Annotated in this window: 21 protein-coding genes and 2 pseudogenes; 5 read left to right on the forward strand and 18 right to left on the reverse strand. The window is 22.6% G+C overall.

The features are described 5' to 3' along the window. Positions 1 to 15: 15 nt before the first annotated feature. The gene (locus AAHM99_RS01275; RefSeq protein WP_342274977.1) at positions 16 to 1,368 is read right to left on the reverse strand and encodes a hypothetical protein; all 1,353 of its coding nucleotides are present in this window, start codon (positions 1,366 to 1,368) and stop codon (positions 16 to 18) included. A gap of 72 nt (positions 1,369 to 1,440) precedes the next feature. Further along, positions 1,441 to 1,950: pseudogene (locus AAHM99_RS01280) on the reverse strand (ISNCY family transposase); the annotation flags it as partial. 163 nt (positions 1,951 to 2,113) lie between these two features. On the opposite strand from AAHM99_RS01280, the gene AAHM99_RS01285 reads away from it, so the two are divergent. After that, positions 2,114 to 3,937 (forward strand): hypothetical protein, encoded by a 1,824-nt coding sequence (locus AAHM99_RS01285; RefSeq protein ID WP_342274979.1) that lies wholly within the window; start codon positions 2,114 to 2,116, stop codon positions 3,935 to 3,937. Between the two features lie 23 nt (positions 3,938 to 3,960). Beyond that, positions 3,961 to 4,536 (forward strand): dephospho-CoA kinase, encoded by a 576-nt coding sequence (coaE, locus tag AAHM99_RS01290; RefSeq protein ID WP_342274980.1) that lies wholly within the window; start codon positions 3,961 to 3,963, stop codon positions 4,534 to 4,536. Positions 4,537 to 4,601: 65 nt separating this feature from the next. Here the strand turns inward: coaE and AAHM99_RS01295 are convergent, their stop codons facing one another. From AAHM99_RS01295 to AAHM99_RS01320, 6 genes are all read right to left on the reverse strand, one after another. After that, a complete protein-coding gene (locus tag AAHM99_RS01295) occupies positions 4,602 to 5,351 on the reverse strand; it encodes a hypothetical protein (protein WP_342274981.1) in 750 nt (249 codons plus the stop codon). Positions 5,352 to 5,475: 124 nt separating this feature from the next. Then, complete coding sequence (locus AAHM99_RS01300) at positions 5,476 to 6,090, reverse strand: SprT-like domain-containing protein (protein ID WP_342274982.1); 615 nt, start codon at positions 6,088 to 6,090, stop codon at positions 5,476 to 5,478. Positions 6,091 to 6,100: 10 nt separating this feature from the next. After that, on the reverse strand, positions 6,101 to 7,414 hold the full coding sequence (locus AAHM99_RS01305; protein WP_342274983.1) for a Y-family DNA polymerase: 1,314 nt from the start codon (positions 7,412 to 7,414) through the stop codon (positions 6,101 to 6,103). Further along, positions 7,404 to 8,222, reverse strand: coding sequence for a TlyA family RNA methyltransferase (locus tag AAHM99_RS01310; RefSeq protein ID WP_342274984.1), 819 nt, complete (start codon positions 8,220 to 8,222; stop codon positions 7,404 to 7,406). The genes AAHM99_RS01305 and AAHM99_RS01310 overlap by 11 nt, the downstream gene beginning before the upstream one ends. A gap of 22 nt (positions 8,223 to 8,244) precedes the next feature. Then, positions 8,245 to 9,117 (reverse strand): hypothetical protein, encoded by an 873-nt coding sequence (locus AAHM99_RS01315; RefSeq protein WP_342274985.1) that lies wholly within the window; start codon positions 9,115 to 9,117, stop codon positions 8,245 to 8,247. 4 nt (positions 9,118 to 9,121) lie between these two features. Further along, positions 9,122 to 10,756 (reverse strand): 1-deoxy-D-xylulose-5-phosphate synthase N-terminal domain-containing protein, encoded by a 1,635-nt coding sequence (locus AAHM99_RS01320; RefSeq protein ID WP_342274986.1) that lies wholly within the window; start codon positions 10,754 to 10,756, stop codon positions 9,122 to 9,124. Between the two features lie 141 nt (positions 10,757 to 10,897). Between AAHM99_RS01320 and AAHM99_RS01325 the strand changes: the two genes are divergently transcribed. Further along, a complete protein-coding gene (locus AAHM99_RS01325; protein ID WP_342274987.1) occupies positions 10,898 to 11,614 on the forward strand; it encodes a glucosamine-6-phosphate deaminase in 717 nt (238 codons plus the stop codon). 28 nt (positions 11,615 to 11,642) lie between these two features. Here AAHM99_RS01325 and xseB read toward each other — a convergent pair whose 3' ends face one another. Genes xseB through AAHM99_RS01350 form a run of 5 tightly spaced genes read right to left on the reverse strand, consistent with a single transcriptional unit; the run spans position 11,643 to position 16,092 of the window. Further along, complete coding sequence (gene xseB, locus AAHM99_RS01330) at positions 11,643 to 11,846, reverse strand: exodeoxyribonuclease VII small subunit (protein ID WP_339030956.1); 204 nt, start codon at positions 11,844 to 11,846, stop codon at positions 11,643 to 11,645. A gap of 1 nt (position 11,847) precedes the next feature. Beyond that, on the reverse strand, positions 11,848 to 13,116 hold the full coding sequence (xseA, locus tag AAHM99_RS01335) for an exodeoxyribonuclease VII large subunit (protein ID WP_342274988.1): 1,269 nt from the start codon (positions 13,114 to 13,116) through the stop codon (positions 11,848 to 11,850). 38 nt (positions 13,117 to 13,154) lie between these two features. Continuing rightward, the gene (locus tag AAHM99_RS01340) at positions 13,155 to 14,636 is read right to left on the reverse strand and encodes a hypothetical protein (RefSeq protein WP_342274989.1); all 1,482 of its coding nucleotides are present in this window, start codon (positions 14,634 to 14,636) and stop codon (positions 13,155 to 13,157) included. Between the two features lie 12 nt (positions 14,637 to 14,648). After that, positions 14,649 to 15,050, reverse strand: a complete 402-nt coding sequence (locus tag AAHM99_RS01345; protein WP_339030962.1) for a transcription antitermination protein NusB — start codon at positions 15,048 to 15,050, stop codon at positions 14,649 to 14,651. A gap of 22 nt (positions 15,051 to 15,072) precedes the next feature. Then, complete coding sequence (locus AAHM99_RS01350) at positions 15,073 to 16,092, reverse strand: lipoprotein (protein ID WP_342274990.1); 1,020 nt, start codon at positions 16,090 to 16,092, stop codon at positions 15,073 to 15,075. A gap of 65 nt (positions 16,093 to 16,157) precedes the next feature. Here AAHM99_RS01350 and AAHM99_RS01355 point away from each other — a divergent pair, with 65 nt between their 5' ends. Continuing rightward, positions 16,158 to 16,583, forward strand: a complete 426-nt coding sequence (locus AAHM99_RS01355) for a hypothetical protein (RefSeq protein ID WP_342274991.1) — start codon at positions 16,158 to 16,160, stop codon at positions 16,581 to 16,583. Between the two features lie 27 nt (positions 16,584 to 16,610). Here AAHM99_RS01355 and AAHM99_RS01360 read toward each other — a convergent pair whose 3' ends face one another. The 3 genes from AAHM99_RS01360 to AAHM99_RS01370 all read right to left on the reverse strand — a co-directional run bounded on the left by AAHM99_RS01360 (position 16,611) and on the right by AAHM99_RS01370 (position 18,811). Then, the gene (locus AAHM99_RS01360; RefSeq protein ID WP_342274992.1) at positions 16,611 to 17,516 is read right to left on the reverse strand and encodes a deoxyribonuclease IV; all 906 of its coding nucleotides are present in this window, start codon (positions 17,514 to 17,516) and stop codon (positions 16,611 to 16,613) included. Positions 17,517 to 17,652: 136 nt separating this feature from the next. After that, positions 17,653 to 18,549, reverse strand: coding sequence for a riboflavin kinase (locus tag AAHM99_RS01365; RefSeq protein ID WP_342274993.1), 897 nt, complete (start codon positions 18,547 to 18,549; stop codon positions 17,653 to 17,655). Further along, positions 18,539 to 18,811: a hypothetical protein gene (locus tag AAHM99_RS01370; RefSeq protein ID WP_342274994.1), complete on the reverse strand. Its 273-nt coding sequence runs from the start codon at positions 18,809 to 18,811 to the stop codon at positions 18,539 to 18,541. Before AAHM99_RS01370 ends, AAHM99_RS01365 begins: the two co-directional genes overlap by 11 nt. A gap of 221 nt (positions 18,812 to 19,032) precedes the next feature. Here AAHM99_RS01370 and AAHM99_RS01375 point away from each other — a divergent pair, with 221 nt between their 5' ends. Then, positions 19,033 to 19,794, forward strand: a complete 762-nt coding sequence (locus AAHM99_RS01375) for a hypothetical protein (protein WP_342274995.1) — start codon at positions 19,033 to 19,035, stop codon at positions 19,792 to 19,794. Positions 19,795 to 19,801: 7 nt separating this feature from the next. Here the strand turns inward: AAHM99_RS01375 and AAHM99_RS01380 are convergent, their stop codons facing one another. Together AAHM99_RS01380 and AAHM99_RS01385 are read right to left on the reverse strand one after the other, a co-directional pair. Beyond that, entirely contained in the window at positions 19,802 to 22,447 is a 2,646-nt protein-coding gene (locus AAHM99_RS01380; RefSeq protein ID WP_342274996.1) for an Ig-like domain-containing protein, read from the reverse strand. 432 nt (positions 22,448 to 22,879) lie between these two features. Next, positions 22,880 to 23,144 (reverse strand): annotated as a pseudogene (locus tag AAHM99_RS01385) (polysaccharide deacetylase family protein); the annotation flags it as partial.

The raw sequence follows: 23,144 nt of genomic DNA on the forward strand, positions 1-23,144 counted from the left end.
AAATACAAGATTTATCTAATAAATAGATCTTGTATTTTTTCTTTTTCTATCAAAAAAATATCAATTAGTTGCTTTTCAAGGAGATTCAATTTTGGGTATTTTGGTAGTTTCAAATTCTTTATCAGATAGTGTTTTCATACTTCCATGTAAACGTTCAACTTCAACTTGAATAAGATTGTAAATGTCATTTCCAATTAATGCATAATACTTTTTATTTACAGTTTCCATAACCATTACTTTTAACTTTGGCTTAAAGTAAATTGGAGTAAAGCCCTTACATATAAATCACTTATTTTTTTTAAAACTAATACTATGACCATTATCAATAATTCTTTCACTTCGATAAGAGAAAACAATATCTTCATCTTGATCAAATTCTCTAGTTACTGATTCTAATTGGTCTAAAGGGATTGAAAAATATTGATTGTATTCTTGAATAAGATGAGGTAAATAATTATTTAACTGATCAATATTTTTTAAATTTAAGAGTCTAATTATTTGAGGTCATCTGCTTTGCAATGTTCCAAAAGTTCTTTCAACTAATGCTTTTTCTTGGGGGATTGAAGTTGTTTTTGTATTTACTCCAAGAGAGTGAAAAATAAATTGTAATTGTGTATTTGAAACGCTATCACCAAAGTGATCACGATTATTTTTACTACTAAAAACATTTCTATTATCACTAACATTTAATTTTGGTAAACCGTAATGTTTAAAGGCTTTTTTATAGATATTGTAATAGCTTTCAGTAGTTTCTTGTTCACTGAAATAGCCTGCCAAAATCCTTTTACTAGCTTTATCAATTACAATATGCAAATGACATTTTAAATTTTTAATCCATTGATGATTTGAAGCATCAGTTTCATAAATTTCTCCAAACTTTACAATTTTCTTTTGCGTAGGATGGGGTTTGCTTGTTATAATTGACTTTGAAAGATACTCGATTGTTAAATTTTCTTGGTTTGCGGCCTTTAAATTTTTACGAATATCTTTTTTTGTTTTTCTGTTAAGAGTATCAATTAAAATATTTTCTTCTATTAATATGTGTCTAATTGCAGAATAGCTTATTTTGCTTTTTCAATTTCTTTCTCAATAATGTTTAATACTAAAGTCATAATATTTAGTTTGAAATAATTCAATTATTTCATCTTTAAATAACTGTGAAATTTTATTTATAGGTATTTTATTGGTATTTTTATGAATAAAAGCTTTTGCTCCAATCTCTTGATATTCTTTAAGTTTTCTTCTTGTGTGTCTAACACTATAACCTAATTTATAGGCTGTATTTTTAATAGATTCTTTTCTTAAAGATAAGTCTTTAATTAATCTTAGTTGTTCTTGTTTCATGGTATTTAATATTAGTCCTTTCATAAAACCTCCATTTATTGATTATAAAGGAGGACAAAGTCGCTTGTTAATATGTAGGGACATAATCGCTTATTACTCATATATCTCTCCAAATTTTACAATTTTCTTTTGCGTAGGATGGGGTTTGCTTGTTATAATTGATTTTGAAAGATACTCGCTTGTTAAATTTTCTTGGTTTGCTGCCTTTAAATTTTTACGAATATCTTTTTTTGTTTTTCTGTTAAGAGTCTCAATTAAAATATTTTCTTCTATTAATATGTGCCTAATTGCAGAGTAACTTATTTTCTTTTTTCAAGTTAGTTCTCAATAATGTTTAATACTAAAGTCATAATACTTTGTTTGAAATAGTTCAATTATTTCATCTTTAAATAACTGTGAAATTTTATTTATAGGTATTTTATTTGTATTTTTATGAATAAAAGCTTTTGCTCCAATTTCTTGATATTCCTTAAGTTTTCTTCTTGTGTGTCTAACACTATAACCTAATTTAAAGGCTGTATTTTTAATAGATTCTTTTCTTAAAGATAATTGTTTAATTAATCTTAGTTGTTCTTGTTTCATGGTATTTAATAGTAGTCCTTTCATAAAACCTCCATTTATTGATTATAAAGGAGGACAAAGTCGCTTGTTAATATGTAGGGACATAATCGCTTATTACTCATATAGAATTTTTTTTATAAAAATCATTATCTAAAAAAAGTGGGAAAAATATTATATAATTAGTATAGTTTTATGGGGATGTTATATCATGGGCAAAGTTAAAATTTTAAAAAATAATAAAAAATCGCAATTTATGATAATTGCTTTAATGATTTTTTCTTCGATTATATTAATATATTCAACATTGCTAGCTATTTCACCAATAATAAATAAAAATAATATTGAAGCAATTAATAATGCTATTTTAGGAGAAAATTATCAAAAAATACTGTCAATATTTTTATATAATGGTAAATCGTGAATAGTGGGGCCAAGCAAGACATTAATTTCTTTTTTGCCAATGATTTTAAGTTTAATAGTAATTATATTTTTAAGTAGTAGATTAATAATTCATAGTGTAGGTTATAGAACTAAAACTGCAATGGGGATTTCTAGAATTGTTAGACCAATCAAAAGTTATCAATTTACAATGATTTTTGTTTGAATTTTTTTAGTATTATTGATGATAACAATGACTTTATCTTTAATATCTGCAGCTCCATTTTTTATGGGAATAGCATTTCAATTTAGTGCTGCAAATTTTATAACAATTGATGAAGCAATTACAGTTAAAATTGTTCAACAATTAGATGGTCAATTTGGACAAATTTATTGATTATCTTATGGAGCATTTTCAAAATTACAAGGTGTTAATAATCCTGCACAAGTTTACAAAATGATTGATAAAGTTATGTGATTTATAATGCCAATTATTATTCAATTTTTAGCTTTAATTTTAGGATTTATTGGTGCTATCTTTGGTGAATGTAGTTGATGATCAATTAATATACTTGTTTTAAAAACATTTGATTTTCAAGCTGGTACAACATTAGTAGATGAATATGTTAAAGTTAAAAAACCTAAAATTAAAGAAAAAAAATGAAACCAAAAACCTAAAAAGCAAAAGCCTTTAAAAGTCAAAAAACCAAATTTATCTACAAATCTTAATAACGATGAAATTAAAACAATTGAAATAATTGAGCCAAAAAATTATGAAGGATTACAAGAAATCATGTTAGAAGAAAATAATGAAATAATTAAACCAATTGAAGTTGTTGAAACTATTAATAATAACGTTGAAGTGAAACAAGAAATTGAAGAATTAAAAAATGATGATAATCTTGAAGAAAATATGGAAAACAAGAAAATTGAAGAAAATCAAAGAAATAGTGAAAACAATCAACATAATCGTATTGAATCTTTACAAACAATTGAGTTTGGAAATATAACAGAAATTGAAGATATTTATAATGAAAAAGCATTAGAAGATAAGACTTTTGATCCATTAATTGAGACTAAGTGTGTTCTATTTTATAAAAAAATAATTAAATTATTAGAACAATCAGATAATACAGATACTTCATTGTATTGAAATACAATTAAAAAATCAAAAGAAATAAAGGATTCAAAAAATAATGATTGATTAACTATTTCAAATGAAATAGAAAAAGAAATAAAATTATTTTCTACAGTTGATATCGAATTTGTAAATTTAATTGAAAAATTAGTCTTTGATTCAAAAACTAATTTTTTTGGTAGATACAAAAGTGATTTAGAAGAGTTAATTGAAGATTATCATTTTGCATTAAAAACATGAGATTTATTGGCAGCTGAAATAAAACTTGAACAAATTTTGGCAATTACCTTTAGAAAAAAAGAATTATTACCAAAAGTAGGTTTCTGTTTGAAAAATAAGGTTTTAAACAATTATAAAAATATTGACCAAAAAACAAATGTTGTTAATAGATTAGAAACTGCAAAAAATAATAGAGATTTTAAAAGTTATAGAGATATCTGTGTGGAAATAATAAAAAACGTTTCACCAATAAAACCAATTATTAGCAATTATGTTAACAAAATAATTTATAATTAACATAATTAAAAGAGGTGTTTTTATTGAAAATAATAGGAGTTAGTGGTTTTATTGGAACTGGTAAAACAACTTTGTTAGATCATTTAAGCAAAAACCCTAAAATAAAAGTAATTCAAGCGGATAAAGTTTCTAAAGATATTCTTTATGATAATAAAATATTAGATTTTATTAGAAAATTTATGCCAGAAGTTATGAATGAAAATAAAATTGAAAGATCAATTTTGAGAAAAATTTTATTTAATAATCATAAACTTAATGAGAAATTTACTAAAATTGCATGACCTTTAATTTCAAATGAAATTAAAAAAATTATTGAAATTGAAAAGGGTGCAGAATTAATTTTTATTGAAGCTGCAGTTATAAGCGGTATTAAAGTAAAGTTTGATAAGAAAATATTATTAACAATGGATAATGAAAAAAGATTAGAAATTGTTAAACAAAGAGATAATAGGGAACTAGAAGAAATAGAGTCTATTACTCAATTTCAAATGAAAAAACTTAAAAATACTAAATTTGATTATGTTTTAAATAATAATAAAAATAAAAAAGAATTTTTAAAAGAGATTGATAATTTAATTGAACTAATACAAAAAAATTAGGGTTTTTATAATTTATTAAAAAAAACTGAAATTTCAAATAAAAATCAAGATTTTACTCTTGATTTTTATTTTTTATTTTTATTTATAGGTTTTTTAATACTGTTTGTTTTACTTTTTTTATCATCTTTGATTAAACCAACTTGCTTTAATGCTTCTTTAACAGCTTGTTGAATTAATTCTTGGGTTTCTTCTTGAGTAAACATTTTTTCATTAATTTTTGCTTTTTTTACTGGTTTTTTTGCTTTAGACTGAAGTTCTTGTATTTTTTTAGATTCATTAGTGGTTAAATTACCTTTTTTAGAGACACTAGAAGGTCTTTTTGTTCTTGGTAGTAGTATTTCACTAGAATCACTTTTATTTACTCTTTTAGGGGCCTTATATTGAGTTTCTGGATGTTCTTTTTTATAAGATTGAGCATTTTCAATGACTTTTTGTAGATCACTTGAAGAATTTGAACTTGAAGAGGGTGTTTTAGACTTATTCATTTTTGCTTTTAAAATTGCAATCCTGTCATTAATTTCTTCACTAGTAACTACATTTGTTTCTGGTTCATCTAATGAACGTTTAGCTATTTTTTCTTTTTCTTTTTTAATTCTAACTTTAGCTTTTGCTAAAATGTCACCAATACTCCCTGGAGCATCTTTTTGTTTTGATTGACTTTGATTAATTTCTTCTTCAGTTTGAATACCATGCATTCTTCTAATTTTTGCATTAAGATCTTCTTGAATCACTTTATTTTTATTAAAGACATTTTGTAACTCACAAGTATGAATTTTTAAATGAGTAGGGCAAAACTTTGGTACAATTCCTGACATAAAAAACCTCCATAGAATTTATTTTAAAGTAGTTATTCAATACAATTTTAACATTATTAAGTGTTTAATAAAGGCCAAATATCTTGTTTTTACAAAAAAAGTGTATATTGTAATATGCACTTTTTTATAATATTTCAAACATTATATTGCAGTCCATACATTTAATATTTAATGTTACTTCTCTTGAATTGTTTATAATAGTATCACAGCCTTTACAAAGATACTTATTACTCTTATTATAACCCTTTGGTTGATAATTAATAGCATCTTTGTGCATTAGAGACTTAAATAGGTCTTTGTTAAAATCTAACTGATTTTCAATATAATTTATAAGATCTAGTGTAGGGGAAGTGGATGAGAAACCACGTCTAGAATTTTTAGCAACAGTTAGCATAGCAACCTCCTCACAAATTTTTTTAAAATGTTTATTGTGTCTTTGATTGTTTTCGACATCTTTAATATTTCTTTCAAAATTGTATTGGTGCACCATTTCATGAACAAGTACCCCTATTATGTTTAAATAATCTCCATTTAAAGCTAAAGTTCATATAGTTATTTGATTTAATTCATCTGATCAATCTTTTGCTGTATCGAAATGACCTAATGTTAACCTACTTTTTCGCTTACTAGTTTCAATATTTATTTTAACTTGTGAAAGGGTATTAGAAAATAAAAATTTATTTAGTTGATTATGTATTGAATGTAGTTCTAAAATTAAATCATCAATTCGATATTTCATATAAGACCCCCTATTTATTTTTTCATTTATTAATAATTTGTTCATTAGAAATATGTACATCATCATTCTTTAAAAATTTAGATTGAACCATATTTTTTTCCATATACTTTAATAACTTCTCACCAGTAAAAATTTTGTCTTTTCCAAATTTTAAATTTAAGTTATAAATAACTTTTTCAACCTCATTATAGTCTATTCCTTCCAATAAATCTATTTCATCGATTGATAATTGTTTTGTTTGTTCAATTTGATTAGATAAATTACTTATTCGAACTCCCAACAATAATATTGGCTGACCAGTTCATAATTCATAAAAACATTGTTTTGCAATTGAATAAATTATTTCTGGATTATTTGTTGGTTCTTGAACAGACTCTTGTTTTGTAATATGTTTTTTTCTTAACTTATCATTATAAAATTCACTAATATTATCGTCTAAATACTTAACAACTATTGTAATAGTTTTTCCTTGTAGAAATCTTTTTTTTGCTCTGTCAGCAATTTTTAAACTTAACTCATAAATTATTTCTTCAATTTCTTCATGATTAGTTGTTGTGAAATTTAAAGTTAATTCGTTACCAATTGATTTAAATTCACTAGCTTCTCTTGAAACTTCATCATTGCCTTTACCATTAGCTCAATATCAAAGTGTCATTCCCCTTTTACCTAATATTTCAATTAAAAAATTCAAATCCATTAAAGCTAAATCCCTTATAGTTAAAATATTATTTTGATTTAAAATTTTTTGAGTTGCTGGTCCTACCATAAACATTTTTTCAACATTCATTGGTCAAAGTTTATCTTGTATTTCTTCTTCTAATAAAAATGAGATACCTTTGGGTTTATTAAAATCTACACAAGTTTTTGCTAAAAATTTATTTGTACTAATTCCAATTGAACAAGTCAGACCAGTTTCTTTGTAAATCATATCAATAATTGCTTGAGCAGCTTTTTTAACAGAACCATATTTTTTTCAAGTTTTTGTCATATCAATATAGCACTCATCAATTGAAGCTACTTCAAAATTTTTTGTAAAATTATTATAAATGATATCAAAAACTTTTTCTGAATAATCAATATACAAACTAAAATCAGAATTAGCAATGTAAAGATCCTTACATATTTCCATTGCTTTAAAAACAGGTGTTCCTGCTTTTATTCCAAATTTTCTTGCATTATAACTTGCTGTAGTAATAATAGCTCTTCTATTTGGCGAAGCAACAACAACATTTTTATTTCTAATACTTGGATCTTTTGCCATATGACAACTTGCAAAAAAAGCATCCATGTCTAACAAAAAAATTACTTTTTTATTATTCTCCATTATTTTCAAAAAACTCCCAACATTCATTTACAAGATTTAAAATTAAATTTACATTAAAAATATTTTCTACATTATTTGTTTTTTTAATATAACATAGATACTCAATATTTTTTTTCTTACTACCAAGAATTGGAGATCAATTAATATCAATTATTGAAAAATTATTTTGATTACAATAATTAATAACTCTTTTTATTGATTTTATATGTCCTTCTTTTGAATTTATTTTACCATTTTTTACATCTTCACGATCTGATTCAAATTGAGGTTTTATTAAAATAACTCCACAAGTATCTGCATCAACAATATCTTTTAATGGTAATAATATTTTTTCTACTGATATGAAACTCACATCACAACAAAAAAAATTAATTTCTTTCTCAAAAAAAGTTTTATTTACAATTCTAAAATTTGTTTTTTCTAAAGATTTCACTTTTGAATTACTTCTTAATTTTCAATCCAATTGATTTGTTCCAACATCAATTGCATAAACATAATCTGCATTATTTTGTAAACAACAATCTGTAAATCCTCCAGTTGAGGAACCTATATCTAAACAAACTTTATTTTCAATATTAATATTTCAATATTGAATTGCTTTTTGCAATTTATTTCCAGCTCTACTTACAAATTCATTTTCTTGTTTAATTAATTTTATTATTATTTTTTCTTGATCAAATAATGTTCCAGGTTTAGTTATTTTTTCTTCGTTAACTAAAACTTTTCCATCAATTATAATGCCTCTTGCTTTATTTCTGTTTTCAGTTAATTCTAAATCTAATAAAATTTGATCAAGTCTTTTTTTCATATAAAATTATCTCCTGGAATTTTTATTTTTTAAATTTTCTTTTCTTTGTTAGATTTATTCTTTGTTCCTTTAAATTACTTATTTTTTTGTTATTTTCAATATTTTCATAAAGTTGATTTTCTTTATGAACTCATTTACTTAATTTTTTAAATAATTCACTACCATATGTATCTTCAAAACCTTTTTTTATTGTTTCTAGTTTTTTCATATATTTGGTTGTTGATAATGAAAACGGTTTTGTTAAGTTCAATTTTTTGTAGTTACCTTCGTTTAAAGAATCTTTAATATCTAAAAGCATTTTATCTTTTTCTTCATTAGAATCTACATAAATTTTTTCACTGTTTTTAAGAACTTCAGATTGAAAATCATCTTCTTTTAAAAGATTTTCTAAAAAATTATCCTGATTAGATTCTTTTGAAATTGATTCTCCAAAGTCTTGAATTGTTTTCTCAACTAATGGGTCCATTTCTTTTGTATAAAGAAGATCATCATCTAGTTCCATTGAAGAATGTTCTTTAAATGGTTCAGAAAGATTTAAAATATTTTTTTGATAAGTTTTTTTTAAGTTGGTACCAGTGTTATCTATTTTATTATTTTGATTTTCAAAATCCAAAATATAATGTTCTGGTAAGTTATCATATAATTCCTTATTAAATTGATTTAATTCTCTTATTAAAGTATCTTCTGAACCTGTGGGAATAACAATTAATTTATCATATTCTAATAAAATTTTTTTATCAGTTTTTGTTTTTAAATGTAATATTCTTCTTAGTTCTTTTAAGTTATCAAAAAATTCAACGTTTTCCTTACTACTTTGTTTATGAAGTAAGTCAACAATTTCTTTATCTTTTGAAATTTTTTCTAAAAAATAATTTTTATCAATAATATCTTTCATTTTTTTATCCCTCAAATATTTTCTTTATGACTGTTTCAATGTCCATGTTTAAATCTTTTAATAATAATTCCTTTTCACCGTGCTTTATATTAATTTTATCAAATGAGAAGCTAAATATATTAAGATTATTATATCTATTTTTAATATTTGTAAATAAATTATTTTTATTAATTACTTGTTCATAGACAAAAATTTTATTATCTTTATGTTTTTCAAGTAATTTAATATCTATTGGATTAATATATCTTGCATTTATTAAGTTAATTTTCAAATTATTTGTTTCTATATAATTTTTAAATTCACTTAGTACATTTCCATAGCTAATTAAAGTAATATTGTTATTTTTATTAAAAATTAATTCTTGTCACTCACCAATTTTGAATTCTGAATTTGTTTTATCTTCAATAGCTTGCATATTTTCATATCTTAAAAAGAATTGTTTATCATTTGTTAAATATGACTGTTTAATCATATTTTTTAAGTCATTAATACTATATGGTTGGCAAATTATAGCTTGATTAAAGTTATTTATCATGAATAAATCATATATTCCATGATGACTAACTCCCCCACTGTAACTTAAACCTCCCCTATCTATTAAAAAACTCATAGCTAAATTATTTCTAAAGACATCATGAATTAATTGATCAAAAATTCTTTGAAAAAACGTTGAATAAATTGAAATAAAAGTCTTTTTATTTGTATTTGCTATTGCACAAGCAGTTAATACACTAAATTCTTCATTTATTCCAACATCAATTACATTATTTTTAAATTTATTTTTTAAGTTAGTAAAATTTGAAGAATTTAACATTGCAGGACAAATTAAATAATCATTTTTTGTAAAATACTTTTCTAATTCAATAGCTATTAATTTAGAATAGTTATTTACAATATTAGGTTCCAAAGAATGTTTTTCAAATAGATTCTCTTTTCCACTATAGCCCAGTGCTTTTTTAGTAAAACAATGAATTACAACATGTTGTTTTTCTTCATTGGCTTGATCTAACGCTTTAAAAAGATGATCAAAATTATTACCATCTTCACATTTAATATATTTTAATCCTAAAGATTCAACATACATTTTCATATCTTTTATTTTTATTGAATTTTCTCCAATTGCTTGATTGTTATCATTTAAGATTGTAATAGTTCTTTTATCTGCATTTTGTAAATTAAGTAAACCTGCTAATGTGTATGAACCTAAAAATGCAGCATCTCCAATGATAGAAATAATATTTTTTTTATCGCTTGCAATTGCATAACCAAACTGATATGCAATTGAAGTTGAACTATGTCCAGTACTAATTCAATCATGCTTAGATTCTGCTATTTCTTGAAAGTTACTTAAGCCATTAAATTTTTTTAATGTTTTAAATTTTTTTAAACCATGAACTAAAAGTTTATAAATATGTGATTGGTGACCTGTATCAAATAAAACTATTGATTCATCCAAATTATAATAAGCTAAAATAGACAATGTCAATTCTACAACTCCAAGATTGCTTCCAATATGACCCTTATTTATTTCTACAAAGTCATTTAAAAAAATTCTTATTTCTTGTGCTAATTGTATTAAACTTTGACTATCTTTTATTTTGTGTAAGGTTTTATAATTTTTTAAATCTACTAATTTCATTTGTTTTCACCTATCTTATTTTACAATATTGAGTCTATAAAAAAACAAAATGTTTATGTTTTTTGTTATTTACTTTCCTTTTTGGAAAGTAAATAACAAAGATATTATTTTAAAATTGAATTAGAAGAAAGGAATTGAAATATGAATATTACAAAAACAAAAAATTATGATGAAATGAGTGATAAGACTCTAGAGTTATTTATAGATATTATTAATAAAAATAATAAAAATAGAATTAATATTGCATTAACTGGAGGTAAAACTCCTTTACTATTTTATAAAAAATTAATTGCTAATTTATCTAAAATTAAAGACATAAACAAAATACACTTCTACAATTTTGATGAAATTCCTTATAAAAAAGATCTTTCAAAAGGAATGACTATTGAAGATTTAGAAAAAATATTTTATTTACCAGCTAAGATAAATGAAAAAAATATTGAAAGAATGAATATTTTAAATTGAAAAGAATATGTTAATCAATTAGAAAAAGATGGAGGTCTAGATTTAGTTTTATTAGGTATTGGTACCGATGGTCATTTTTGTGGAAACCTATCAGGAGTTACAAAATTTGGTGACACAACAAGATTAATTAATAATAAGGATTTAGAAAAAAATATTAGTGTACCTAAGTTAGATGCTAACTTGTTTCACAGTCATTATGTTACTTTAGGACCTAGAGAAATAATGGCAAGTAAAAATATTATTATGATTGCTAATGGAGAAAACAAATCAGACATAATTAATAAAATAATAAATGGTCCAGTTATTGAAGAAGTTCCATCTTCTATATTAACTTTACATCCAAATTTTAATTTAATTATCGATGAAGATGCAAATAAAATAGTAAAAGTATAAAATAAAAATCTGGTTTTTAACCAGATTTTTAAAAATTTGTTACATCATTATTATCTAAAACTTTTTTAACTTCACCCTCAAGAAAAGTTAATTGTTCTTTAGCTTCTTTTATCATATCAGTTCCTTTTTTAAATAATTCAATAGAATTTTCCATTGAAGTATTTGAATCATTTAATTTATCTGATATATTTTTTATTTCATCTAATAACTCATTAAAATTTTTTTTATTCATATTATTCACTTCCTTCTTCTAATTTAAACTTAACAATACCATCTTTTAAAACTGCATTTATAATTTTATTTTTTGATACTTCCTTAATTGATCTAATAACTTTATTATCTTGTTTTAAAATTGAATAACCCTTTGATAAAGGTAAGTATGGACTTTGTAATTCTATTTTTTCCTCATAAGTTTTTAGTTCTACAATATTTTTTTCTAATTTATTAATTAAACTTCTTTTTCAAGTTGAGATATTATTTTCAAAAGTCGTGTTTATAAATTTTAATTTGTTAATAATAATTGAATTAAAATTTATAGAAGTATTTTTAAAATTATTAATCATTTGATTAAATTTATTTTTAATACTTAAATTTAATTTTGAAGATAAATTATCAACCTCCATAATTATTTTTTCAATTTTAGTTTTTAAAACTTTACCAAATTCATTTGTTTTTGTAGATAAAGCTTGTAATACACTATCTTTATCAGGAGTTGCTTTTTCTCCAGCTGCAGTTGGAGTTGAAGCTCTAAAATCAGAAACATAATCTGTTAACGTTATATCAGGTTCATGTCCAACACCACTAATTATTGGTATTTGACTTTCTCTAATTGCTTCAAGAACTTCCATTTCATTAAAAGATCAAAGGTCTTCATAACTTCCTCCACCTCTTCCAGCTATTAAAGTATCAATTTTTATTTCAAACTTATTTGCTTGTCTTATTTTTTTAGCAATATCTTTTGCTGCTCCATCACCTTGAACTAAAGATGGAAATAAAAATATATTTACTGGTGGATACCTTCTTTTAATAGTAGTAATTAAATCTTTAACTGCATCACCTGTTGCCGCAGTTACAATACCAATGTTCTTTGGAAATTTAGTAATTGGTTTTTTAAATTCATCAAGAAATCAACCTTGCTCTTTTAATTCTTTATATCTTTTATCATATAGAAGAGCAAGTTCTCCAACTCCATCTACTCGAACATCATAAACAACAAAAGTTATTTTTCCTGTTGGTTTATAGTATGATAAAGAACCTCTTGCAATAATTTCGGTTCCCTCTCTAATATTTAAATTTGTAAAGATACTTGCATTAGTCTTTCAAATTGCACAATCAATTTTTGCTTGACTATCTTTAAGCGAAAAATAAATATGCCCAGTCTTATTAAGAGTTAAATTAGCAACTTCACCTTTTACATTTACATTTTTAAAAGTATTTGAATCTTCAAGATATTCTTTTAACATATCTGTGAAGTCAGTAATTTTAAAGATCATTTCTGTCATTTTAGCACCTCTTAAATATTATCTGCTTTTTTATTTTTTTAATTCATTTCTTCAAGACATTTTTTTGTTTTTAAATATAAAATTTCATAATTTACTAAATCTTGTTTTAATATTTTTTTATTTTTTAAATAAAAAACTAAATCATCATATTTATTATCAATAAAATTTGATAAATCTCATATATTTTTTTTATTAACTGATTCTTTAAAACTTAGATATTTATCTTGATCATAATTATCAGTTAATAATTCTATTTCATCTTTACTTTCTTCATATAATTTTATAAAGTTTTTAAATCTAAGTATTTTTTCATTTGAAATAGTTTGCTCGACTTCATTATTAATTTCTTCTTTGTTTTCTAATTGAGTTAAGATATCATCTTGTGGTTCAAAAATATTATCGTTTGATAAATCCGCTAAATTTTCATGATCATTAAAAGTAACTGTTTTTTCTAAGTCTTGTTCTTCTTCTGGTTCTAAAGAAGTATTTACTTTGTCTAATTCAACCTTTTCTTCTTTTTTATCATTATTTTCTAAAATTTTATTTCAATATCAATTTAAAGTATCTGAAGTTTTAGAATTATCTGTTGTTAATTCTATTTCTGGTTTTCTTTTTTGATTTTTAGATAAATATTTTATAAGCTCATTAAAATTTTTAAAGTTTCTTAAAGATAATGGTTTTAATAAACTAAAGAAATTATTTTTATCCACTGTAAAAATAGGTCCATCATCTTTAATAAAGTTTGCAAAAAACTTTAAATCATTTACTAAAGTAGTTTTATAATCTTCTTTTACTTCAACATTATTGAAAAAAACATAAATTGTATCTTCTGCTATTACTTCAGATAACTTTTCCATTTTATTTTCATATCTTAATTCATCGTAATTAAACGGTGTATAAAGAAATTTATCTAAACTATTTACAATATTTTTTGCTAAAAATTGATTTCACTCATTTTTATAACTTATTTTAGTTCCACTAAAAATATTATTAGAAACAATATTAAATAATTCTTTGTCATAAACTTTTAGTAATTTTATTAATTGATCTTGATAATGAGAAATTTTTCTATCTAACTTTGCATACTTTAAGAAGTGTTGATTGTTATATCAATCTAAATTTCTAATTGTTACATTTACATTTAAATCATCTGTAAGTTTATGAATTAAATTTTGAATTTCTAAATCTTTTTTTGATACTTTAGATGCAGTTATGAAAACAACATTTTCAAAATGTTGTTTTGAAAATTTTCTCTTTGATTTTTTTAAATAATCTTTTATTAATAAATAATTTTTTGAATTAAAAATTTTAGATTCAAAACTTTGTAAATAACAATAAGTTGAAAGTTCACAAAAAGCTTTTGTTAAAAAATTTTCTTTAACTTCATCGTAAGAACTTATTTTTTGTTTAAAAATATAATTTTTAAACTCCTTATAAATTAAAAGTTTAATTTCTTTTGCCATCAAAATTAAATGATCATTTAAATCGTTTTTAAAATTTGTGAAATTTGTAATACTCATATTTTTACCCTCTTATTTTATATTATCTAAAAGACCATTTACAAATGCTGTTTCAAAGCTTGGTAAATATTGTCTTGTTAATTCTATACTTTCATTTATTATTATTGCCTTTGGAGTTATTTCTTTTTTTATTTCATAAACTGCATTAACTAAAATTGCTTGAATAATTTTAGGCAATCTAGTTCAATTTCATAATTCAGGCAATAATGATGAAATTATTTTTTTGTATTCAAGTGTGTTTTCTAATATATCAAAGATATAATTATTTAATTCTTCATCCAAACTATCTAATTGAAAACCGTCTAAAACTTCTTGTTTTATTTTATTTATATCTTCTTCTAATAAAAAAAGTCTATATAAAATTTGAATTGTATTTTTTCTTCTTTTTTTTAATATGGTAATTGTTTTTTCCATTTTCTTTTTTTATCTTTCTTTTTTATTCTGTTAAAACAAAAGTTTTATCTTCTAGTCCTAATCAATTATAATCTTTATTTGTAGTTTTTCATTCTGTACTAGATTTAAATTTATTTATAAGTTCTATAAAGCCATTAAAATTAGGATTTATCGCTTCTTCTTTTGGCGTTATTAAATCCTTATATAATTTTGCTTCAGGTGATAGAACTTTTCATTCATAGTTTTTTTCTTCATTATGAGGATTCTTTACATCAATTCATTCTAAACTATTTGATAAATCAAATTGATTTTCAGAAGCTTCTTTAATTGCTTTTAAGATACCTTTTATAAATTTTATTGTAGCTGTCTTATTTTTTTCTAAAAAATCTAAATTTACTTCTTTTGATTGAGTTTTATCAATTAGATTTGATAAATCATTAAAAAAGTATTTTTCAATTTTAATTGTATTTTCAATATTTCCAAAAATACCATTTTCACCCTCATCTTTATAAACTCCATCAGTCATTTCAGGGATATTTGTAAATTTTAATTCTAAGTATTTTTTATTAAATTCTGTTTCAGTTCCATCTTCCTTTATTTCCTTATATTTAAAATAAACAGGAATTGTCTTATGTTTACTCTCATTAAAAGACTTATTCAAATAATCAATAATAGGTTCTGGATCAGTAATTTCTTCTTCATTAGCTAATTGAATTTTTTCTGATTCATTATCTTTACCAATTGGAAATCCCGTATTAGTTTTATAAAACTGAAATTCAATATTAGTTTTATCATTTTTATCATCACCAATACCAAATATTTTATTTACATATTCTTGATTAATAAAGTTATTTGCAATTATTTGTTTTATTTCAGTATTAATATCTGCTTCAATAGTATCTTTATTAAAAACAATTGTATTATGAGTTTTTGTTCCTCAAAATTTTTCAATATCTTTGAAGCTTTTAAAAGTATTATCACTTGTTATTTTACAACTAACTATTTGAGTTGCTGGAGTAACAATTATTGATAAGCCAGTTAAAATTGTAAGTAATTTTTTCATTTTTTTCACCTTAATTCACTATTATTTTACATTAATATATTATTAAATAAAGGAGAAATTTAGTGATGAGTGATGATTTTTTAGATGATAATGTCAAAATGAATACTTTATTTCATTTATTAGGCAATAATCAACAACCAGAATTAAAAAATAGACAAATTAATGAATTATGTATAAAAGTATTAACAAATTTTAAAGAAATTTATGCAGATTTAAAGATAGTTAGCTTATTTGATAAAGAATGCTTAAAAAGATATAAGTTTAACCTTAATAGATTATTTAATGATTGCCAAATTGATCTAGATGAAATGCAACAATATAGTGAAAATAAATATATTTGAGTCGAATTTTTAACACTAGTTTCAATGTTGATGACACTAGAAAATGATTATTTTCAAGCAAATTTTTCTAATGAAATTAATGAAATTAATGAAAATATTGTAGTTCTAGATAAAGCCTTAAGACTAAGATTAAATTTATTTCATAAATAATAAAAAAACTGCTTTTAAAGCAGTTTTTTACTTAATTTCCTTATCTTTAAAAGGATTTGTAAATTTATTATTTTTAATCATTTCAATTTCAACCTTGTATGGACTTATTTTTCCATCAATTCAAGGTGTCTCTAAAACAATCGGTATTTCTTTAAATAATGGATTATGAACAATATTTGCAAGTGAATCAAAGCCAATATAACCATATCCAATATTTTCATGACGATCTTTATGATTTGAAATAGGATTTTTACTATCATTTAAGTGAATAGCCATTAACTTATCTAAACCAACTTTTTCATCAAATTCTTTAACAACTCCATCAAAGTTATTTTTAACGTCATAACCTGCATCATGCATATGACATGTATCAAAACATACACCAACTTTATCCTTTTGTTCGACTAAATCAAGTACTGTTTTAATTTCTTCAAATGTAATACAAACTTCTGTTCCTTTTCCTGACATAGTTTCTAAAGCCACTTTTACTGGAGTGTTTGGTAGAGCTTTATATACCATATTTAACCCTTTGGCAACATTAGCTAATGCAAGTTCTCTTGGAGCTCCAACAGCTGCACCTGGATGCAATACAACAGTATGTACACCAATTTCTTCCAATCTCATTAATTCTTCTTTTAACAATCTAACTCCCAATTCAAAAGTTTCAGGTTTTACTGTATTTGCTAAATTTATTGTATATGGTCCATGACAAATAACTTTGTTGATATCAATGTTATTATCAATTAGCATTTTTTTAAATTCAACAATATTAAGTTTACTTGTTTCAGTTCTTCTAGTATTTTGTGGAGCTCCTGTAAAAAACATTAAAGTATTTGCTCCATTTTCAATTGATTCTTTTGCACTACCAATCAAATAGTTATTGGCTGCATTCATTCCAACATGACTTCCTAAATAAAATTTTTCTTTTTCCATAGTTTATATTGCTCGTTTCTTTCATAATTATTTTAACATAATTCAATTAAAGTGAATATCTCACATAATAGTTTAATCTTTTATTACTTTAAAAAAATATCAGCTTTTAAACTTTTAAAAGCTGATATTTTTAATACTATTTTATATATTTCTTAAATTTAAGCGTATTTTCAACATCTTTTTTTAGTAAATCTTTCAATTCCTCAAAACAATTTACTTTAATATTTTCTCTTAATTTTTCAAGCAAAGTAACTTCAACTTTTCAACCATAAATTTCTTTGTCAAAATCTATTAAAAATACTTCAAAAACATCTTGATTCATTTCATTTTTTCAATAACATCCAGATCCTAAAAAGTGTTTTTCCAAGCTTTCAACGTAAACATCACAAGCATAAACTCCATAACTTAAAGTTATAAATTCTTCTGTTATTAAATTTATTGTAGGAAAACCAATTGTTCTTCCCCTCTTTTTACCTTCACTTACCCTTCCAGTAAATTGATAATTTAAATTATTTATTTTTTCAAATTCTTTAAACTTACTTTCTTTTAATAATTTTAAATTACTTTCAAGGTCTTTTGTTTCTTTAGAATCAATTATTATTGCATCTTTTTCTCAACATTTTTCAATAAAATTTGTAGAAAATTTATTTGCTTCTGGTAAATTAAAGTTTTTAGCCACTATCATTTTATTTATATTTAAAAATCCACTAATATTATTATAAAGATCAACATCATTCATAGAGTTAATCATTGGATTTAATTGATAAAAAACTACATAATCAATTTTATTTGCTTCAGCCTTTTTAATTATATTTTTAGAATTTCAAAGACCATAATTCATTTCTCTACTGCTTAAAACAAAAAGAGTTGTCTTTAATTTTTCTTTTAAAGCTATTTTTTTTAATAAATCTATTTGATCATCTTCTTTTTTACTTCAATTTTCAAAGTCTGCTAATAATCCAACTGATTTATCAAGGTGTAACATAATCATTGTCATATTATTATAAAAAAATGTAATAGTATTAGACTTCATTTTTATCACCATTTCTTAATAATTTATAGTTACTTTCTGCTTGTTCAAAATCAAAATTTGTTAAAATTCTTTTCTTAAACTTAAATGCTTGTTTCATACTTGTAAATGTAAAAATAGTAAAGCATTTTGTGCATTTAAAATAACTATCTCTCTTGTCTTCAGCAATATTATCATGAAGACAATCACTTATTCCTTGATTAAAATATACGTAATCAAGATCAAATTCTAATTCCTCATTTAAGTCAAATATTTTTTTATTCATAAGTTATCACCATAATCTATTTTAACATATATGTATTTATTTTAAAATTACTTTTGCTTAATTTATTGTACAAAATAAACTTTTAATTTACTTTATATAATAAATAATTTTTAAATTTATCCAAAATATTAAAAATTATTTTACAATTGCTTTTAAAATAATGAATAAAAAAATAAGATATATAATACTTTTGAGTAAAGAGAAATAAGAACAAAGATAAAATGAATGAGCTATTATATAAAAAAATTGAAAAAATAAGTAAAAATTATATTAATGATACTTTTAAAATTGTTAGTCAACAAATATTAAAAGATTTCTGAAATAATAATTTTAGAAAACAAAAACAATTAGCAAAAATTTGTAATGTAAGTGAAGCTACAATTACAAATTTTTCAAAAGCTATTTCACTTTCTGGCTATCGTGAGTTAATTATAATTTTAAAGATGGAATATAAAAATAATTTTATTGATATTAAAACTAATAAAGAAAATAAGATTTCAGAATTATTTGTTAATTTTACAAACTTTACAAAAGATACTGATTTTAAAATAAATTTATTTAAGAAAATTATTTTTCAAAATAATAAAGAAATTATTATAATGTCTTCTTATGAAACATTTTTCTCATCAATATTTTTATCTGATTTATTAAATCAAAAAAATTATAAAACAACTATTTTTGATTTATCAAAAAGTGTAAATAATTTAAATCAATCACATTATTTTGAATACTCTTATATTTTTATTTTTACTGGTGATGAAGCCCAAGGTCTTTATAATGCCTATGAGTTCTTAAAAAATAAAATAGATAAAAATAATATTTTTATCTTATATACATATTTGTGAGAAAAAAACTTTGAACTTATTGATAACAAATTATTTTTGGATCAAAAATATTATGAATCAAATATTACAGGATTAAATTTTTTTCTTATTAACTTCTTTAAATATTTTTCTACTTTAATTGATTATAAAGTTGATTAATATTTTATTAAATTAATCTTGCTTTAACTTCAATTTTAACAACTTCTCTTGCATTGTCAGCATTAACTTTAATAATTGCATCTCCTATTAGTAGAGCTTTAATTGAAATAGTATCTCCTTTAACAGTAACTGTTATTAAACCTGAAGAACTATTTTCAACTGTGGGATTTTCTAAATCATCATAATTTAAAATTTTAATTTTTGTTAGAGCACTACCTACTCTAATTTTTACTTTTGTTTTATTTACTTTAATATCTATTAATTTTTTTGTAATTTTAATATTAACTTCTATTGGATTTCTTGCATTATCAGCATTAACAATTATTTTTGTTTCACCTTCTGCAAGACCTTCAATTACAATATTACTATTTTCATGAGTTACTCCAATTATATTTGGGTTATTACTTGTAACTGTAACATTAATTAAACTTTCAAAATTTTCTATTTTTATTAGAACTTCATTCTCTGCTTCAATACTAATATTTGTATTATCTAATTCAATATTTATTAATTTTTTTGTAACTGTAACATTTATTTCAAGTGCATTTTTTGCATTATCAGCATTAACAATTATTTTTGTTTCACCTTCACTAACACCTGTTACTTTAATAGTTTCATTTTCAATTACTACTTCAGCAGTTTTTAAATCTTTAGACTGAACAGTTACATCGTTTAGACTTTCAAAATTTTTTATTTTGATTGAAGAATTTGTTTCTCCTGATTCTAAAGTAGTATTATTATTTGATAACTCAATATTAAATAATTTTTTTGTAACTACAACATTTATTTCAATTGGCATTATTGCATTGTCAGCATTAACAATTATTTTTGTTTCACCTTCACTAACACCTGTTATTTTAATAATATTTTTCTCCATGATTAACAATGCAATATTTGAATTTTTTACTTCAGCTTTAACATTTTGTAAATCGCTATAATTTTTTATTGTTATTAAATCACTGTTATCAACTTCTATGCTAGAAGTATTATTTGATAACTCAATGTTAAATAATCTTTTTGTAACACTTACATTTATCTCAACTGCATTTTTTGCATTGTCAGCATTAACAATTATTTTTGTTTCACCTTCTGTAAGTCCTGTTATCTTAGTAATTTCATTTTCAATTATTGCATTAATAATTTTCTCATTATTTGCTTTAAGAGAAATGTTATTTAAACTTTGATAATTTTTTATTATTATACTTGAATCTGTTTGTTGAGCTTCAACACTAACTTTATTATCTGATAAATCAATATCAAATAATTTTTTATTTACTATTACATTTATTTCAACTACACTTTTTGCATTGTCAGCATCAATAATTATTTTTGTTTCACCTTCACTAACACCTGTTATTTTAATAGTTTCATTTTCATTTACTACTTCAGCAACACTTATATTTTTAGATAGAACATTTACATTATTTAAGTTTTGATAATTTTTTATTTTTATTGAAGAGTTTGTTTCTTCTGCTTCAAGACTAACTTTATTATCTGATAAATTAATATCCAATAATTGTTTATTAACAGTTACGTTTATTTCAACTGCACTTTTTGCATTGTCAGCATCAACAATTATTTTTGTTTCACCTTCACTAACACCTGTTATTTTAATAGTTTCATTTTCATTTACTACTTCAGCAACACTTATATTTTTAGATTGAATGTTAACATTATTTAAGCTTTGATAATTTTTTATTTTTATTGAAGAGTTTATATCTTCTGCTTCAAGACTAACTTTATTATTTGATAAATCAATATCTGATAATTGTTTATTAACAGTTACATCAACTTCCATTGCTTGATTTGAATTGTCAGCATCAACAATTATTTTTGTTTCACCTTCACTAACACCTGTTATTTTAATAGTTTCATTTTCATTTACTACTTTAGCTACACTTATATTTTTAGATTGAACGTTTACATTATTTAAACTTTGATAATTTTTTATTTTGATTGAAGAATTTGTTTCTTCTGCTTCAACACTAACTTTATTATCTGATAGATCAATATCAAATAATTGTTTATTAACAGTTACGCTTATCTCCATTGGACTAACTACATTGTCAGCATTAACAATTATTTTTGTTTCGCCCTCTTCAATAGCAGTTATATGAATTGTTTCATTATCATTAAACACTGTTGCAATATTTTTATCTGTTGATTCTACATAAACATTATTTAATGCTAAGTAGTTTTCAATTTTTAATGAGGAATTAGTTTGCCCTACTTCAACAACTGTTTTACTATCTGATAATTCAATATTAGTTTTTTCTGGTTCTTCTGATTGATTAACTATTGCTTTAAAAGTTCATTTTTTCTCTAAGTTTGAATTTTTAGTTGACCCAACTAAAGTTAAAAAAGTTTCACCAATGCTATTTGCATTTAATTCAAATTTACCATCATCATGAATAACTTTTTCAGTTACATGTGCAATTTCCATGTTACTTGAATACATTTCAAAATTTTTATGATCCTTATTGTATTCTTCTCAATCTTGAATTCAATGTCAATCCTTGTTACCATGATTCATAATAAAATTCTGCTCTTGTACTTTTTTTTCTTTTGTAGTTGGCATTGTATACATAATAATTAATAAAATAAGCCCAATGATTAGTAAAATAATTACTAATGGTTTAAAGATTTTTCCCATATTATACCTCTAAATTTTTCTATTTATATTATATTATTTATAAAAATTAAAGTACTTTAATAAAGTTAAAGTACTTTAATTTTATTAATTGGATAATAATATAGTTAATAGAATTTTTTAGAGTAATTTAAATATTTAGATTATTTATTTTTTTAAAATGAAAACCAATTCATACTAAAAAATAAATTATATCTGCAATTATAAAACCAAAATTAACTCCAATATTAACTCCTCACGAAGAAGTTCATATTAAAAAAGTTAAAACATATAGAACAATAATTCATATAACATTTAATAACGTCATATTAATATATATAATTTTAAATATTTTTTTTGTATCTTTTTTAAAGTAATTTACAACTGAAAAATATATGAAAAAAATGGAAATAAAGTTTAAAGTAATAAATTGAATAATTTCAAAAGTTGATCACATTAGAAAATTAAACCTCCATAATTCTTATAGTAATGTTCCCCACTACTAAAATTAGCTGTTCCATAATTATTTTCAGCTAAATATAATAATAAATCTGGCAGCCATTCTTTTGCATAATCTCTTGTATGACAAACTAATATTTGTCCAGGTCTGATATTTCTTTTATATTGCTTTAGAATTTTATTTTTTCCACAAATACTTTCATTGTAATCACATCCTAAATAACCTCTAACAAAGTAGTCAATTTTCATTTTGCTTTTAATA

Source organism: Spiroplasma endosymbiont of Cantharis lateralis (assembly GCF_964030855.1).
Taxonomy (GTDB): Bacteria; Bacillota_I; Bacilli_A; order Mycoplasmatales; family Mycoplasmataceae; genus Spiroplasma_A.